The 16177-nt window shown below is 63.4% G+C and carries 15 protein-coding genes; 9 read left to right on the top strand and 6 right to left on the bottom strand.

The genetic code is table 11. The features are described 5' to 3' along the window. Positions 1-17: 17 nt before the first annotated feature. The 3 genes from JQ587_RS06680 to JQ587_RS06690 all read left to right on the top strand — a co-directional run bounded on the left by JQ587_RS06680 (position 18) and on the right by JQ587_RS06690 (position 3258). Entirely contained in the window at positions 18-1583 is a 1566-nt protein-coding gene (locus JQ587_RS06680; RefSeq protein ID WP_212424781.1) for an alkaline phosphatase D family protein, read from the top strand. Between the two features lie 343 nt (positions 1584-1926). Beyond that, positions 1927-2745, top strand: coding sequence for an aldo/keto reductase (locus tag JQ587_RS06685; protein ID WP_212424782.1), 819 nt, complete (start codon positions 1927-1929; stop codon positions 2743-2745). Positions 2746-2841: 96 nt separating this feature from the next. Then, a complete protein-coding gene (locus tag JQ587_RS06690) occupies positions 2842-3258 on the top strand; it encodes a DUF7674 family protein (protein ID WP_212424783.1) in 417 nt (138 codons plus the stop codon). 150 nt (positions 3259-3408) lie between these two features. On the opposite strand, the gene JQ587_RS06695 is transcribed toward JQ587_RS06690, so the two are convergent. Together JQ587_RS06695 and JQ587_RS06700 are read right to left on the bottom strand one after the other, a co-directional pair. Beyond that, positions 3409-3630, bottom strand: coding sequence for a hypothetical protein (locus JQ587_RS06695; RefSeq protein ID WP_212297687.1), 222 nt, complete (start codon positions 3628-3630; stop codon positions 3409-3411). 118 nt (positions 3631-3748) lie between these two features. Continuing rightward, a complete protein-coding gene (locus JQ587_RS06700) occupies positions 3749-4201 on the bottom strand; it encodes a hypothetical protein (RefSeq protein ID WP_212297688.1) in 453 nt (150 codons plus the stop codon). A gap of 157 nt (positions 4202-4358) precedes the next feature. Here JQ587_RS06700 and JQ587_RS06705 point away from each other — a divergent pair, with 157 nt between their 5' ends. Beyond that, positions 4359-4631: a helix-turn-helix domain-containing protein gene (locus JQ587_RS06705; RefSeq protein ID WP_212297689.1), complete on the top strand. Its 273-nt coding sequence runs from the start codon at positions 4359-4361 to the stop codon at positions 4629-4631. Here JQ587_RS06705 and JQ587_RS06710 read toward each other — a convergent pair. Both JQ587_RS06710 and JQ587_RS06715 read right to left on the bottom strand, forming a co-directional pair. Continuing rightward, complete coding sequence (locus JQ587_RS06710) at positions 4628-5860, bottom strand: aminotransferase-like domain-containing protein (RefSeq protein ID WP_212297690.1); 1233 nt, start codon at positions 5858-5860, stop codon at positions 4628-4630. The two genes, JQ587_RS06705 and JQ587_RS06710, sit on opposite strands and share 4 nt — an antisense overlap. Positions 5861-6120: 260 nt before the next feature. Beyond that, positions 6121-6648: a DUF3124 domain-containing protein gene (locus JQ587_RS06715; RefSeq protein ID WP_212424784.1), complete on the bottom strand. Its 528-nt coding sequence runs from the start codon at positions 6646-6648 to the stop codon at positions 6121-6123. 67 nt (positions 6649-6715) lie between these two features. Between JQ587_RS06715 and JQ587_RS06720 the strand changes: the two genes are divergently transcribed. From JQ587_RS06720 to JQ587_RS06735, 4 genes are all read left to right on the top strand, one after another. Next, positions 6716-8446, top strand: coding sequence for a cation:proton antiporter (locus JQ587_RS06720; RefSeq protein ID WP_212424785.1), 1731 nt, complete (start codon positions 6716-6718; stop codon positions 8444-8446). A 189-nt stretch (positions 8447-8635) separates the two neighbouring features. Further along, positions 8636-9712: a 3,4-dihydroxy-2-butanone-4-phosphate synthase gene (ribB, locus tag JQ587_RS06725; RefSeq protein WP_212297693.1), complete on the top strand. Its 1077-nt coding sequence runs from the start codon at positions 8636-8638 to the stop codon at positions 9710-9712. A gap of 135 nt (positions 9713-9847) precedes the next feature. Next, positions 9848-11062, top strand: coding sequence for an acyl-CoA dehydrogenase (locus JQ587_RS06730; RefSeq protein WP_212297694.1), 1215 nt, complete (start codon positions 9848-9850; stop codon positions 11060-11062). 136 nt (positions 11063-11198) lie between these two features. Continuing rightward, positions 11199-12119, top strand: a complete 921-nt coding sequence (locus tag JQ587_RS06735; protein WP_212424786.1) for an MBL fold metallo-hydrolase — start codon at positions 11199-11201, stop codon at positions 12117-12119. Positions 12120-12187: 68 nt separating this feature from the next. On the opposite strand, the gene JQ587_RS06740 is transcribed toward JQ587_RS06735, so the two are convergent. Beyond that, positions 12188-13042 carry a DUF1499 domain-containing protein gene (locus tag JQ587_RS06740; protein ID WP_212424787.1) on the bottom strand — a complete coding sequence of 285 codons (855 nt, stop codon included), beginning with the start codon at positions 13040-13042 and terminating at the stop codon, positions 12188-12190. A gap of 198 nt (positions 13043-13240) precedes the next feature. Here JQ587_RS06740 and JQ587_RS06745 point away from each other — a divergent pair, with 198 nt between their 5' ends. Further along, positions 13241-14437 (top strand): HTTM domain-containing protein, encoded by a 1197-nt coding sequence (locus tag JQ587_RS06745; protein ID WP_212424788.1) that lies wholly within the window; start codon positions 13241-13243, stop codon positions 14435-14437. 63 nt (positions 14438-14500) lie between these two features. On the opposite strand, the gene JQ587_RS06750 is transcribed toward JQ587_RS06745, so the two are convergent. Further along, the gene (locus tag JQ587_RS06750) at positions 14501-16129 is read right to left on the bottom strand and encodes a fatty-acid--CoA ligase (protein ID WP_212424789.1); all 1629 of its coding nucleotides are present in this window, start codon (positions 16127-16129) and stop codon (positions 14501-14503) included. Between the last annotated feature and the right edge of the window lie 48 nt (positions 16130-16177).

Below are 16177 nucleotides of genomic sequence, written 5' to 3' on the forward strand. Positions count from 1 at the left end.
CGACGAAGGTCTCCTTGATGGCAACGCAACGCGCCTCGCGCGCATGGACCCGGCGACAGTTTTTGGTCCGCTCCACGTCTTCTCTCGCTGTCGCCGCACTCGCAAAGACCAGTATCAGCCGCGCCGCTGACCGTCCGCAGATCGCTGGAGGTATTCAGTCGGGCGATGTCTCCGATGGCTCGGCCGTGATCTGGGCGCGTGCTGATCGACCTGCGCGGATGCAGGTGGAGTGCTCGACCGTCGAGAGCTTTAAGACCATTGTTGCGTCCGGGGCGCGCGACGCTCTGCCCGACGCAGACTTCACGACCAAACTGCAGCTCGACGATCTGCCGCCCGGGCAGGACATCTTCTATCGCGTGCGCTTCGAGGACATTGCGACCGGAATCGCCGGCGAGAGCCGCATCGGCCATTTTCGCACCGCGCCGGCGGCAAGCCAGTCGATCTCGTTCCTGTGGTCTGGCGACGTCGCGGGGCAGGGCTGGGGTATCGACATCTCGCGCGGCGGCTATCGCTGCTATCGTACCATGCTCGACAACCATCCAGATTTCTTCATCCACTCCGGCGACCATATCTATGCCGACTGCACGATCCCGTCCGAGCAAAAGCTGCCGAACGGGGAGATCTGGCGCAACGTCGTGACCGAGGAGAAGGCGCACGTCGCGCATACGCTGGCGCAGTTCCGCGGAAACTACAAATACAATCATCTCGACGAGCATTTTCGCGCCTTTCACGCGCAAGTGCCGATGTTCGCGCAATGGGACGATCACGAGGTCACCAACGACTGGTCGCCGAGCGGCAGCTATGACGCGGCCGGCTATGAGGACGACGGCACGCCGCGCCTCATCGCGCGTGCCCGCCGCGCCTTCTTCGACTTCATGCCGATCCGCGACATCGGCGTGCGGCAGGGCCGGATCTATCGCAAGATCCCCTATGGCCCGCTGCTCGACGTCTTCATGATCGACATGCGCAGCTATCGCGACGATAGCTGGAACAAGGGCCGCGACCAGCGCGGCTGGATTCTCGGCGCCGAGCAGCTCGCCTGGCTGAAGCGGGAGCTCGCCGCCTCACGTGCGACCTGGAAGGTGATCGCGGCCGATTTGCCGATCGGGCTGATCAGCCTCGATGCCGTCGCGCTCGGTGACGGCCTGCCCGACAGGCGCGAGCACGAGATCGCCGATCTGCTCGCATCCATCAAGCGCGCAGGCGTTCGCAACGTCGTCTGGCTCACCGCCGACATGCACTACACCGCCGCCCATTACTACGATCCGAACAAGGCGCAGTTTAGGGAATTCGAACCGTTCTGGGAGTTCGTCTCCGGCCCCCTCCATGCAGGCACCTGGGGTCCCGGCGAGCTCGACAACACCTTTGGCCCCGTGGCGATGTACCGGAACGGTTGCAGCGAAGCCCAGGGTGAGAACCTCGCGCCCTGCTTCGGCCTGCAGTTCTTCGGCCGCGTCGACATCGATGGCACCAGCGGCGTGATGACCGTGACCTTGAAGGACGTCGACAACCGCGACCTCTGGTCGGTCGACATCGCGCCGCAACCGCAGGCGCGCCCGGCGTTGGTAGCCCAGCATTCGTGACGGACGCAGGCTGGTTCAACCTCTCCCGCTTGCGGGAGAGGTCGGCGCGTCCCGGGCGATGCAAAGCATCGTCCGCGCGCCGGGTGAGGGTTTTCTCCCCTTGGGGATTGTCCCGTTGCGGATGCACCCTCTCCCCAACCCTCTCCCGCAAGCGGGAGAGGGCGCTCACCGCGCTTGTGGCGATCATCGAACCTAGTCGCTCCTAACCCGATCTTGATTGGCCGCCACGCACCTGCCGCGCTATGATGCCTGCTCCCGCCATCTCTTTTCCATCACCAAAGAGTCTGCTTACGCGGCATGCCGCGCGTATCAGGCGGGCTGAAATGCCTCAGGAGCCTGTTCAATGGACCATCTGAAAACACAGGGCATCAGCATGCCCAAGCTCGGCCTCGGCACCTTCCGCATGCAGGGCGATGCCTGTCGCGAGGCGGTCGAGAGCGCGCTGTCGATCGGCTATCGCCACATCGACACTGCCGAAATGTACGCCAACGAAGAGGCCATCGGCGCCGCGCTCGCCGCGGCCTCCGTGCCGCGCGGCGAGTTGCACGTCACGACCAAGGTCTGGCACGAGAATCTTAGACCCGATGCGATCCGCCGCGCCTTCGACGCCAGCCTGAAGAAGCTCAGGCTCGACCATGTCGATCTCTATCTCGTGCACTGGCCGTCGAAATCTGCGAACTGGGGTGCGGTGTTCGAGACCCTGATGAAGCTGAAGGAGGACGGACGTACGCGCGCGATCGGCGTTGCCAATTTCACCACGGCGCTGCTCAAGATCGCGGTCGAGGACGTCAAGGCGCCGATTGCGTGCAACCAGATCGAATATCACGCGATGCTGGATCAATCGAAGGTGCTGGCCTATCTCAACGCCAAATCGATCCCGCTCGTCGCCTATTGCCCGCTGGCGCAGGGGCGTTTTGCCTCGGACCCGGTGTTGGCCGAAATCGGTGCCAGGCACAACGCGAGCGCCGCACAGGTCGCCTTGAAATGGCTGCTCGACCAGGACGGCGTCGCCGCGATCCCGAAGGCCTCGCGCCGCGAGAGCCAGCAGGCCAATCTCGATGCGCTGAAGATCACGCTTGATGATGCCGACCGCAAGAAGATCGCGGCGCTGCCGAAGGACAGGCGTTGCGTCAATCCCGGCTTCGGGCCGGCCTGGGATTAGAGCGGGTACTCATGAAGGCGCCAATGTCGGCTTTCGGGGGGCAAGCAGTAATCCTATGCTTCATCAGAGCATTTCTGCTTGTGACCGATTGCCGACATGATCCGCGTCCGACATATTGATCGCATGCCTAGGGATGAGAGCTATCTTGAAAGAACTGCTGATCTTGCACCTCAACTGAGAGAGGCGCTCGCTAAGCTAAAGGCCGAATGGTCGCCTGAAGTGGTGCCCGTAACCCTCGTGGGTACCAGATTGGCGGAGGCTCTTGTCGAGCATTTCAATCGACTGCCAAAAAGCACAATACAATCCGTCTTTGAACTCTGCGAACAAGCGCTCGAAGACGGCTCCGCTCAAGAACGTGCCGCGTTATCAACCGGCTTTCTTGAATCACTACAGCATGCAGATGGCACAAAGGCATTCGATTTCAGGTCGGTGGTAGGTTTCCTGGGGCCGAAGTCCAGAGAGCATTGCTCAGCGATGGATAGGTTTTGGAAAGCCACGACGAGCGGCTTGTAGAGGTCCGCTTCTGGCCCCTAGCCGAAGTAGATCGACGTCCGCTGTTCGGCCGCTATCGGAGGCGGAGCGGACGTGGTGGATTGATGAGTACATGCCCTCGAACGCAAAGAAATGGCCCCGTGAGGGGCCATTTCCATTTTGCGTTGCGCATTAGTAGTCCATGTGGCGATGACCACGCTTGATCACCACGACGCGGTCGTGATGGCGCCAGCCGTGATGCCAGCCATTGTCGCGATGCTCGCGAAATTCGGCGCGGGCGCCGTACGGGCCGTGATGGCCGTGCTTGACGATTACGGTCTCAGCACTTGCCAGCGTCGGCGCCGCAACCGCGAGCGCACCCAGAGCGGCAACGACATAACCAAGCTTCTTCATGATGTCCTCCTCCAATCGAATGCAAACTTAAACCGCGCATTCGCGTGAACGTTCCGGAGCAACGGGAGGAAAATTCTGAATGGATGTTCAGAATCAAGACGATGGTTAATCGCAGCTGTTAATCGCAGCGTTGCTGTTCAAGCGTCGGCGCGCCGGTCCTGACGTATTTGCCGTCCCTGATCGTGTACTCGCCGCGCTCGCTGCGATTATAGATCGCGCGCAAGCTGCCTTCATTCGTGAGCAGCAATCCGAACTCGCGCGTCTGCTGGAGTGCGGGGAAATACACCATCACATTGAGCTGGCCTTCGGCGTCGACCGCGGCGGACACCACCTCGTTCTCGTCCCTGACGTCGCCGAAATTGCGCCGGTACATCACCCGGCCGTCCTTCTGGATTTCGTAAGTCAGCCGCGCGCCCCGGTCGCGGTCGGGCCGGGCCGCGCAGTCGACCGCCCAGGAGCCGAGCAGGCCCCAATGCTCGACCGTCTCGGCGAGCGTCTCGGCACGCGCCAGCGACGCGAACGCAATCCAAAGCACCGCCGCCCCGGTCCAGCGGCTCAAGCAACGCATCATGTCGAAAAGGGCCCCGCCTCGAAGAATTTCAAAGTGTAGCATCCCCGTTGCGGTCGTCCACGGCAGCGCACCATCGCGCGCGAATTTGATCCGCGTCAATGAGGCCGCATGGTTGCGGGGTAGGATGGCGCTCCCGAAGCGGAACGTGGATAGACCGATGCTGAACCAAGTGATGGATTTCGCGGGCGAGGTGTTGCCGGGGAGCTGTGCCGCGCCGCCTTATTCCGAGACCGCGTTTCTGGCCGAATTGGGCGAGCGCCTGCGATCTTCGCGTGCCCGCTGCGAGCTGTCGCGCCGGGAGCTCGCCCGCCGTTCCGGGATTTCGGAGCGGTATATCGCCCAGATTGAGGCCGGAAAAGGTAACGTTTCGATCGTCCTGCTGCTTCGGCTGGCCTCCGCGATCCATGGCAGTCAGCCACAAGCCGCTTAGGCCCGCTTCTCCACATTGGCACTGCGAGCCGGCACGCCGAACTCCTTGCGGCACACCTCAGCCAGCACGGCGACGCCTTCGCGGATCTGCTGATGCGAAGGGCTCGCAAAACAAAGCCGCAGGCGCGAGCCCGCGTGGCCTTTGTTGGTCGACCATTCCGGCCCCGGATTGATCGAGACCCCGGCGGCCAGCGCAGCCTGATAGAGTTTGAGCGTATCGACCTGGTCGGGCAGCTTCACCCACAGGAAGATGCCGCCCTTGGGCGCCTCGAACTCGGCTGCGGTGCCGAACTGCTCGTTGAGGGCTTCCATCAGCGTGTCGAGCTTGGTGCGGAGTGCCTTGGACAACGCCGGCACGTGGCTGGCGAAATGCGGCTTGCAATAGGTGGCGAGCACCATCTGCTCCAGCGCGCCGGAGCCGGCATCCGTCTTCAGCGCCAGCATTCGTGACATCACATCCCAGGGCGCCACGATGAAGCCGACGCGTAGCGCCGGCGCGATCGATTTCGAGAACGAGCCGACATGGATCACGCCGCCATTCCGGCTCATCGCGTAGATCGCCGGCGGCCGTTGTCCCGACCAGACCAGGTCGGCATAGCAATCGTCCTCGAAGATGGGCACGCCATATTCGGCCGACAGCCGCAGCAATTCGGCGCGGCGGCTCTCGGGCATGATGCTGCCGGTCGGGTTCTGCACGGTCGGAATGGTGTAGATGTATTTCGGCCGGATGCCGCGGCCCTTCAGGTCCGCCAGTGTCGAGGCCAGCGCGTCCATGCGCATGCCGTCGTCGTCGAGGGGAATGCCGACGGTGTTGACGCCCAGCCGCGTCAGCCGCTGGAGCGCGCCCTGATAGGTCTCCTGTTCGACGATCACGGTGTCGCCGCGCGTCAGCAGCGTGGTGTTGACGAGGTCGAGCGCCTGGAGCGAGCCGGACACGATCATGAGATCGTCGACCGTGCAGCTGATGCCGGCATCGCGCTTCAGTTTTGTCACCAGGAATTCGCGCAGCGGCACGTAACCCTGCGGACCGTGCGCCAGCCCGTAGGTGGCGAGCGACCGGCCCTCGCGTTGCAGGGCCTTGCTGGCCGCCTCGATCAGCTCGTCGAGCGGCAGCTGCTCGGAATCGTTGTTGCCGCCGACAAAGCTGTATTTGGCAAGGCCCGTCCAGCGCGCAGAAGGGGCCGGCAGCCCTGCGGGAAACAGGGGCGCGAAATCGAAGCTGGACGTCATGGTAGCGTTCCTCGTTTTGTTCTTATTGAGCTTTGTTTTTATTGAGCGGCCGGCCTGGCGCGGAGCGGGCGCCGAGATTTCGATGATGTCATCATGCCAGTGTTTTGCCCGACGCGTCAAACAAAATTCGTAAAATCCGCATCTTCATTGCGGAGGGCCAACAAGGCATTGATTTGACTGTCGCGGCTACTGTGCATGGGGTTGTTTTCGTGTTTTCGATCTGCGGGCGCGATGGCACTCGCTCGAAGCTGCGGCCGACTTTACTTCTTGCCCACCGTCCTGGTCGGGCGACCCTGGCTGATGAAAGCGTAATGTGCATTGGCGACGCCGCCAACCATCAAGGCTTCGACCACCGGCTCGGCGATCTCGCCCGCGGCGGCCCAGTCGACGATGAAATTGGCACCGGTCCCGCCGCGCACGTCGTCGGTTGGAATGAAGATCGAGATGGTGGCGAGCGGCTTCACGGCGACCGGCGCCTTCAGATAGCTCTCGACCTGCTTGCCGGCGGTGTCGAAATAGGCGATGCGCCTGACCACCAGCGATTGCGTCTCGGAGGCGTTATGGACGCTCAGCGTCACCGAAAAATCGACCCGCAGCTTGCCCTGGCTCATCGCGACGCTGGAATAGGCGGGCACGTAGAAGCCGCCGGACACGGCGAGTTCCTCCTTCGGCAGCGCCGTGAGCGAATCGGAGAAGGTCTGTTCAAGGTTCACTTTCGGCTGCGCCGCCGCCGCGCCAGCAAAGGCGAAGGGACATAGCAGCATTGCGATGGCAAGGCCCGCCCGCATGTGACGAATTGCTCGCTTGCCGCGCTGCACTCGGTCTCTAGGGTGCGGCAAAACGGACCGGTCTGGCATGCACGAGCTCATTCGCGACATCACTCTCTGTATCCTGTTCGCCTGGATGCTGGGCCTGCTCGCCCATTTTTCCCGGCAACCGCTGATCCTGGCCTACCTTATCGCCGGCTTCTGCATTGGTCCATTCGGCGCCGGCTGGGTCAAGTCGCAGGAATCGATCGGCGTCATCTCCGAGCTCGGCCTGATCTTCATGCTGTTCATGATCGGGCTCGAGATCGACCTGAAGAAGATCGTGCGCGCGGGCAAGGTGATCCTGTTCGCGGCCGGCGGCCAGCTGCTCGGCGGTTGCCTGCTCGGCATCCTGTTCTTTGTTAGTCTTGGGTTGTCGCTCGGCGGCGGCCATTTCGACGCGCTCTATCTCTGCATTGCCTGCGCGCTGTCCTCGACCGTCATCATCGTCAAGGTGCTCTACGAGAAGCGCGAGCTCGATACCTTGCCCGGCCGCATCACGCTCGGCGTGCTGGTGCTCCAGGACATCTTCGCCATCCTGTTCCTGGCGGTGCAGCCGAGTCTTGCGAACCTGCAAGTCAGCGTCATCCTGCTGTCGATCGGCCGCGTCGCGGTTCTGGTCGCCGCTGCACTGCTGGTCAGCCGCTATTTGCTGCCGCGGCTGTTCCACCAGATCGCCCGCCGGCCCGAGCTGATCCTGCTCGGCGCGCTCGCCTGGTGCTTTCTCGTCGCCGAGACCGCCGAGCAGCTCTCGCTCTCGCGCGAGATGGGCGCCCTGATCGCCGGTGTCTCGCTCTCGACCTTCCCTTACGCGCTCGACGTCACGGCCAAGGTCACGACGCTCCGCGACTTCTTCATCACGCTGTTCTTCGTGGCGCTCGGCATGACCATTCCCGTGCCCGGCCTGTCGGTGATCGGGCTGGCGCTGATGATTGCAGCGTTCACGGTGGTGAGCCGGCTCCTCACCACCTTCACGCCGCTCTATCTGATGAAGCAGGGGCTGCGCGCGAGCCTGCTGCCCGCCATCAACCTGGCGCAGATCTCCGAGTTCTCGCTGGTGGTGATCCAGACCGGCGTCAGCGATAACCATATCGCACCGGAGACGGCGAATGCGGCTTCGTTCGCCTTCGTGGTGCTGGCCGTGCTCTCGACCTTCGTCATGACGCGCAGCGACGAGATCACTCGCTGGGCCATCGGTCCGCTGAAACGGATCGGCTTGCGCGATCTCGACCATGGCAACGGCCATGCCGAGGAGGGACAGGAAGGCGGCCATGGCGAGGCGCGCCGCATCGTCATCCTCGGCTTTTTCCGTGCGGCGAGCGCGCTGCTGGCCGAGATCGAACGGCAGACACCGGTGCTGCTGGAGCAGATCACGGTGATCGACTTCAACCCCAATGTGTACCAGACCCTGCTTTCGCGTGGCCTGCACGTCGTCTATGGCGACATCAGCAACGTCGACACGCTGCTCCACGCCGGGATCGGCAAATCCGAGATGATCATCCTCAGCGTGCCGGACGCGCTGCTGAAGGGTGCCAGCAACGAGAAGCTGGTCCGTCACGTCCGCACGCTCAACCCCAACGCCCTGATCGTCGCCACGGCCGATCTCCTGTCCGACGTCGGCGAACTCTATGCGGCCGGCGCCAGCTACGTCACCGTGACCCGGCTCAGCGACGCCCATGAGTTGTTTACGGTGATCGAGGCGGCCCAGGCTGGGCTTCTGGCCGACAAGCGCGCCGAACTCGACCTGCGGCTCGGCGAGCGGCGCGAAGTGCTGCCCTGAGGACGGTGCGGCCGCCTTCCGCCAGGGCGAGGATCGCCTATATCGCTGGTATCTTCGGTGCAAGCCTGAAAGCCTGGCTTGAAGCGGCCTCCAGGCATATGCGGTTGCATCCAGGACACTAGCGCTTGGGTCCAAGTCCGGCTAAGGCGTCGGTCAAGCCTCAGGCCCATAACCGATAGAGATTGGGAAATGCCCGATACCGTTCAGGAAGTCTTGCAGGCCTTTGCCCGGGGCGAGCTCGTCGTCGTGACCGACGACGAAGATCGCGAGGGCGAGGGCGATCTCATCGTCGCCGCCTCGTTCTGCACGGCGGAAAAAATGGCCTTCATCATCCGCCACACCTCCGGCATCGTCTGCGCGCCGATCACCACCGAGGACGCGCGCCGGCTGCGGCTCGATCCAATGGTCGCCCACAATGATTCCGCCCACACCACGGCGTTCACGGTGTCGATCGACTACAAGCCCGACGGCGGCACCGGCATCTCGGCCGAGGAGCGTGCCTCGTGCTGCCGCGCGCTGTCCAATCCCAATGCCGGCGCTAACGACTTCGCCCGTCCGGGGCACATCTTCCCACTGATCGCCAAGGATGGCGGCGTGCTGCTGCGCTCCGGCCACACCGAGGCCGCGGTCGATCTCTGCAAGCTCTCGGGCCTGCCGCCGGTCGGTGTCATCAGCGAGTTGATGAACGACGATGGCAGTGTGATGAAGGGCGAGCAGGTGGCCCAGTTCGCCGCCAAGCACAAGCTGAAGCACGTCACCATCGCCGACATGATCGCCTACCGACAGGCGCGCGAAAAGCTGATCGAGCGGGTCTCGACCTTCACGACCGACAGTCCGATCGGACCGCTCCAGGGCTATGCCTACCGATCGCCGTTCGATTCCATCGCCCACGTCGCCTTCGTCTACAACGGCGTCGGTGATGGCAAGAACGTGCTGACGCGCTTCCACAAGCCGAACATCGTCAAGGACACTTTTACCGGCCACAAGCGCATGGCAGCGGTGCTCGAGCACTTCAAGAAGTCCGGCCGCGGCGTGCTGGTTTATCTGCGCGACGGCGCGGCCGGCGTTCCCGTGTCGCCGCTGTCGGACGAGACGGCGACGGAGGCGGACCGCAACCGCCAGTGGCGCGAGGTCGGTGTCGGCGCGCAGATCTTGCGCGATCTCGGCGTCACCTCGATCCGCCATCTCACCTCGTCGGTGCACGACTACAAGGGCCTCTCGGGCTTCGGCATCGAGATCGTCGCCAACGAGCAGCTTGAAAGCTGACAGGCAGCGTCATTCCGGGTTCGACGCTGCGCGTCGCCACGGAATGACCGAAGCAGGATGCAATTGCACTTGTTGCCGCGTCGCATTAATTTGTCCGGCAATTTTTCGACGGAACCAGACCCGAAAGGACGTTTCATGAGCGTGCGCCCTCAGACCAAGGACAAGCCGGCTGCGGCTTCCTTCCAGTGGGACGATCCATTCCTGCTCGACGAGCAACTGACTGAAGACGAGCGCATGGTGCGCGACACCGCGCGCGCCTACGCCCAGGACAAGCTGCTGCCGCGCGTCACCAAGGCCTATCTGGAAGAGACGACCGACCGCGAGATCTTCAACGAGATGGGCGAGCTCGGCCTGATCGGCATCACGCTGCCGGAGGAATATGGCTGCGCCAATGCCAGCTATGTGGCCTATGGCCTCGTCGCCCGCGAAATCGAGCGGGTGGATTCCGGCTATCGCTCGATGAACTCGGTGCAGTCCTCGCTGGTCATGTACCCGATCTACGCCTATGGCGACGAGAGCCAGCGCAAGAAGTATCTGCCGAAGCTCGCCAGCGGCGAGTGGGTCGGCTGTTTCGGCCTGACCGAGCCCGATGCCGGCTCCGACCCGGCCGGGATGAAGACCCGCGCGGAAAAGGTCTCAGACGGCTATCGCCTGACTGGCAGTAAGATGTGGATCTCGAACGCGCCGATCGCCGACGTGTTCGTGGTCTGGGCCAAGTCGGCCGAACACGACAACCAGATCCGCGGCTTCGTGCTGGAGAAGGGCATGAAGGGCCTGTCCGCGCCGAAGATCGGTGGCAAGCTCAGCTTGCGCGCCTCGATCACCGGCGAGGTCGTGATGGACGGCGTCGTGGTGCCCGAAAGTGCGCTGCTTCCCAACGTCTCCGGTCTCAAGGGCCCGTTCGGCTGCCTCAACCGCGCCCGCTACGGCATCTCCTGGGGTGCGCTCGGCGCCGCCGAGGACTGCATGCATCGCGCCCGCCAGTACACGCTCGACCGCAAGCAGTTCGGCAAGCCGCTCGCCGCGACGCAGCTGGTTCAGAAGAAGCTCGCCGACATGGAGACCGAGATCGCTCTCGGCCTTCAGGGCTCGCTTCGCGTCGGCCGCCTGATGGACGAAGGCAAGTTCGCGCCCGAGATGATCTCGATCATGAAGCGCAACAATTGCGGCAAGGCCCTCGACATCGCCCGCACCGCGCGTGACATGCATGGCGGCAACGGCATCTCGATCGAGTACCACGTGATGCGCCACGTCCATAACCTCGAGACGGTCAACACCTACGAGGGCACCCACGACGTCCACGCCCTGATCCTGGGCCGCGCGATCACGGGCATTCAGGCGTTTTTCTGATTTGGTCATCCGTCATTCCGGGGCGCGCGAAGCGCGAACCCGGAATCTCGGGCCGCATTATTCCTGTTCCATCGAGATTCCGGGTCTGGCCCTGGCGGGCCATCCCGGAATGACGTCAAAGAACAAAGAAGAAGCCATGTCCGACAACGACGACGTCCCGTTCAACCGCAACTTTCCGCTTAAGTCCGGCGTCGTCGAGGAAGTCCGTCCCGGGGTGCGACGGGTGCTCTGCAACAATCCGAGCCCGTTCACCTTCACCGGTACCGTCAGCTACATCATAGGCACCGGCAACGTCGCGATCATCGATCCCGGTCCGGACGACGGGGCCCACGCGGCCGCGCTGCTCGACGCCGTGCGCGGCGAGACGGTGAGCCACATTTTCGTCACCCACACCCACCGCGATCACTCACCCAACACGGCGCGGATCAAGCAGGCGACCGGCGCCTCGGTATACGCCGAAGGCCCGCACCGCGCCTCGCGCCCGCGTTTCGAGAGCGAGAAGCACAATCCGGAATCGGGCTCCGATCGTGACTTCGTTCCCGACATCAGGATCGCCCATGGTGACGTCGTCGAAGGCGCCGGCTGGCGGCTCGAGGCCGTGGCGACGCCCGGCCATACCGCCAATCACCTTGCCTTTGCCTGGCCGGAGCGAAAATTCAACTTCGTCGGTGATCACGTGATGGGCTGGTCGACCTCGATCGTGGCGCCGCCCGACGGCTCGATGATCGACTACATGGAATCGCTCGACCGGCTCGCTGGGCGCGACGAGGATCTGTATTTCTCCGGTCACGGCCCGGAAATCCCGGAGGGCCAGCGCTTCGTGCGCTTCCTGATCCGCCATCGCAAGGCCCGCGAGGCCTCGATTCTGCACCGCCTCGTCAAGGGCGAGACGGACATCCCGACACTGGTGCGTGCGATCTATATCGGTATCGATCCCAGGCTGACCACGGCCGCCGGCTATTCAGTGCTGGCGCATCTGGAAGACCTCGTCGCGCGCGGCGTTGTCGCGACGGACGGCGATCCCGTGATTGGCGGGACTTACCGGATGGCGAGTTAAGGCGAATGGGGAGTAGCGAATAGATTGTCTTCCACTTGCTATTCGCTACTACTCCCCATTCGCCAATTTCACTTCTTCACCGTCTTCGCCGGCGCCTTCGGCGGCGCCACCGGGGTCTTCTTCGCCGGCTTGAGCGCGTCCGCGTCGGCCGCGGTGTTGAGGTCGTCGATGAATTTGGTCACGCGCGCGGCGTTGCTGCCGAGGTCGCTGTCGAAGTAGCGCGAGGCGGAGCGGATATCGACGCGGGAATCATCGCCGTCAGGCACGACCCTGATCGAGATGTCCTCGCGAAAACCCATGATCGGTGTGCGCGCCACTGCCTCGATGCGGCCGATGCGGCGTGGCGGCTGCGGCTCGCGTTCGTCGATGACTGTCCATTTGCGCTTGATGACGAGCTGGCGCGCGATCGCATAGGCGCGGTCGACGGGGATCTCGAGCTCGATCGGCTCGATATCGGGATAGAACTGGCGCTGCTGCTCGGCCGAATAGAGGCCGGCATAGACGGCGGTGTTGGTGCCGTCCCCGGTGCGCAGGCGCGACAGCGCGTCGAAGCGCGGCGGGTCGATCGGATCGGTGGTGATGTCGTAGATATGGGGCAGCTTGCGGTAGAGAAGGCCTTGATACGCGGGATAGGCGAGGATCGCCCCGTCGATCAGGAAGGCGAGCAGGATGCGCGCCATGCCGCGCGAGCCGTTCTGCCAGATCGCGGCAAAGCCGGCGAGGCCGAACAGGATGGACAGCCCGGCAATCGCGAGTCCACCGAAGAACGTGGCGAGCGCCGGCTTCATCTCCAGGAAGTCGAAACGGACGATGATGGTCGACACCACTACCGCCACCACCGCGAACATGGCCAGATTGCGCGCCCAGGTCGCGAGGCTGGACACGGGCTCCGACTGGTAGGGAGCGGAAAACCTGCGGGCCATGCTGTTCCATCACCGATATGAGCCGCCGGTCGAGGGCACGAGCGACGGGAGCAAGCTGACCTAGCGCATTTTCCGCAGGGCTGTGAAGCGGTTTATCCCCGTTCTGAACCGATGAAGGGCCGGGCAGTTGCGATCGAACCAGTGGCGCGCGCCCGGCCACATACAATGTGTATCGTGGTTGGCGGGAGGGGTATGGGAATGCAGGGGGAGGTGGGGACGCAAGGCAAGGCGGAGGATGGTGGCGCGGCTCTCGCGCGGCGCCTGCTTCTGCTGCGGTTGACGATCCTTGTCGCATTTTGCATTGGGTTGGCAATGTCGCCGGGGCTATGGATAGGGCCACGGTCTTATCCACAGGTGCCGGTCTGGTCGCTGCTGCCGCCGATCGAGGGCGCTGTGGCGGCAACACTCTATGGCGCGCTGTTCGCGCTGGCGGGGCTTGCCGTGATCGTTCCTCGCGCCCGCTGGCCGATCGCGGGCTTCCTCGCCATCATTGTCGCGTTCTGTGTTGCCGACCAGACGCGATGGCAGCCCTGGGTGTTTCAATACAGCTTCCTGCTTATGGTCGTCGGGCTCGCGGGCGGTGGTAGCGCGGACGTCAATCTCCAGACGCTGAACCTGGCCCGTCTGGTCATCGTTTTCACCTACGTCTTCTCCGGACTCCAGAAGATCAACCTCAACTTCATGGAGAACGAGTTTTCCTGGATCATCACGCCGATCACCGGTCTGCTTCCATCGATGAGCACCCCTCTCGATGCCCTCGGCTTTCTGGTCCCCTTCGTTCAGGTGGCGTTCGGCGTCGGTCTGTTGACCCGGCGCTTCCGTCGCGCCTCGCTCACCGCCGCGGTTGGCATGCACATCTTCATTCTGGCGATGTTCGGTCCGCTGGGGTTGAACTGGAACGACATCGTCTGGCCATGGACTGCGGCCATGGCGGTGTTCGACGTGCTGCTGTTCTCGAGCCCCGATGACTTCACGTGGCGCGATATCGTCTGGAACGTGCGCGGCCTTCGCCATGGCGCGGCGATGGCACTGTTCGTGGTGCTGCCGGCACTGAGCTTCTTCAACCTCTGGGATTCCTACCTGTCGTCGGCGCTCTATTCCGGCAATCTCACCGAGGCGCAGATCTATCTGAGCGACCTCGGCGCGGCTTCGACGCCGGGCGGGCTCCGTCCGTACCTGGTCCACACCTCGGAGAACACCAACGTGCTCAATCTTCAGCGCTGGGCGATCGAGGATCTCAACGTGACGCCCTATGCGGAAACGCGCGTTTTCAAGACCATTGCCGGAAATCTGTGCCACGCCTTGCACGACGGCAACCAGCTCGTGCTCGTGGTGAAGGAGCAGCGTCTGTTCTTCAGTCGCCCGGAGGTCGGCTTTCGCTGCTCGCAATTGTGAGCGGCCCGAAAACAATGCGGCCCCTTCGGGGGCCGCATTGCCGGTGCCGTTGTCGTGCCGCGCTTACGCCGCCGCGTTCGGGAAGCGATATTCCTTGAACTGATCGCGTAGCGCCGTCTTCAGGATCTTCCCGGTCGCAGTGTGCGGAATGCCGTCGACGAAGGCGACGTCGTCGGGCATCCACCATTTGGCAATCTTGCCGTCCATGTATTTCAGGATGTCCTCGCGCGTAGCCTGCTGGCCCTGCTTGAGTTGCACAATCAACAAGGGACGCTCGTCCCATTTGGGGTGGAAGACGCCGATCACGGCGGCCTCGGCCACGGCTGGGTGGCCGACCGCGAGGTTCTCGAGGTCGATCGAGGAAATCCACTCGCCGCCGGACTTGATCACGTCCTTGGAGCGGTCGGTGATCCGCATATAGCCGCCCTCGTCGATGGTCGCGACGTCACCGGTGTCGAAGAAGCCCTCCTCGTCGAGGATGTTGGCGTCGACCCGGTAATAGGCCTTGGCCACCGCGGGGCCCGAGACCTTGAGGCGGCCAAAAGTCTTGCCGTCCCAGGGCAGTTCCGTGCCGGCATCGTCGGTGATCTTCATTTCGACCGCGAAGGGGGCATAGCCCTGCATCTGCAGCACGTCGAGCCGCGTGTCGCCGGTCGCGTTCTGGAACGGCGGCTTCAGCGCCGAGACGCTGCCGATCGGGCTCATTTCGGTCATGCCCCAGGCGTGGCGGACGTTCGAGCCCATGTCGAGGAAGGCCTTGATCATCGAGCGCGGCATCGCCGAGCCGCCGCAGATCACCATCTTCAGGTCGGGCAGCTTCAGATTATTGGCGGTCATATGTTGGAGCAGCATCAGCCACACCGTCGGCACACCGGCGGTGTGCGTCACCTTCTCGGTGGCCAGCAGTTCGTAGACGGAGGCACCGTCGAGCTTGGGTCCGGGCATCACCAGCTTGGTGCCCTGCGACGGCGCGGAGAAGGCGATGCCCCAGCTGTTGGCATGGAACAGCGGAACCACCGGCAGCATTGTCTCGGAGGCGCTGGTGCCGAGCGCGTCGACATTGTTGGCCATCAGCGCGTGCAGCACGTTGGAGCGATGCGAATACAGCACACCCTTTGGATCGCCGGTCGTGCCGGATGTGTAGCACATCGCGGCCGCCGTGTTCTCGTCAAAGTCCTTCCATTTGAATTTGCCGTCGGCCTCGGCGATCCAGTCTTCGTAGGCGACGACGTTCTTCAACGTGGTCTCTGGCATATGCGCCTTGTCGGTGAGGATGACGTACCGTTCGACGCTCGGCAGCTTGTCGGCGAGCTTCTCCAGCACCGGCACGAAGGTGAGGTCGACCATCACGATGCGGTCTTGCGCATGGTTGATGATCCAGGCGATCTGCTCGGGGAAAAGCCGGGGATTGACGGTATGGCAGATGGCGCCGATGCCCATGATGCCGTACCAGACCTCGAGATGGCGCCAGGTGTTCCAGGCGATCGTGGCGATGCGGTCACCGAGCTTGATGCCGTTGCGCTCCAGCATCTGCGAGACCTTGAGCGCGCGCTTGTGGATTTCGGCATAGGTGGTGCGATGGATCGGTCCTTCGACCGAGCGCGTCACGACCTCCTGCTGGCCATGAATCTTGGCGGCGTGTTCGATGATCCGGTGGCAGAGCAGGGGCCAATCTTGCATCAAGCCGAGCATTCAGACGTTCCTCCAAGAAGTCGCTGGGCGCATTGTCGCTCTCAGCGC

This window comes from Bradyrhizobium manausense (assembly GCF_018130615.1).
GTDB lineage: Bacteria > Pseudomonadota > Alphaproteobacteria > Rhizobiales > Xanthobacteraceae > Bradyrhizobium > Bradyrhizobium manausense_A.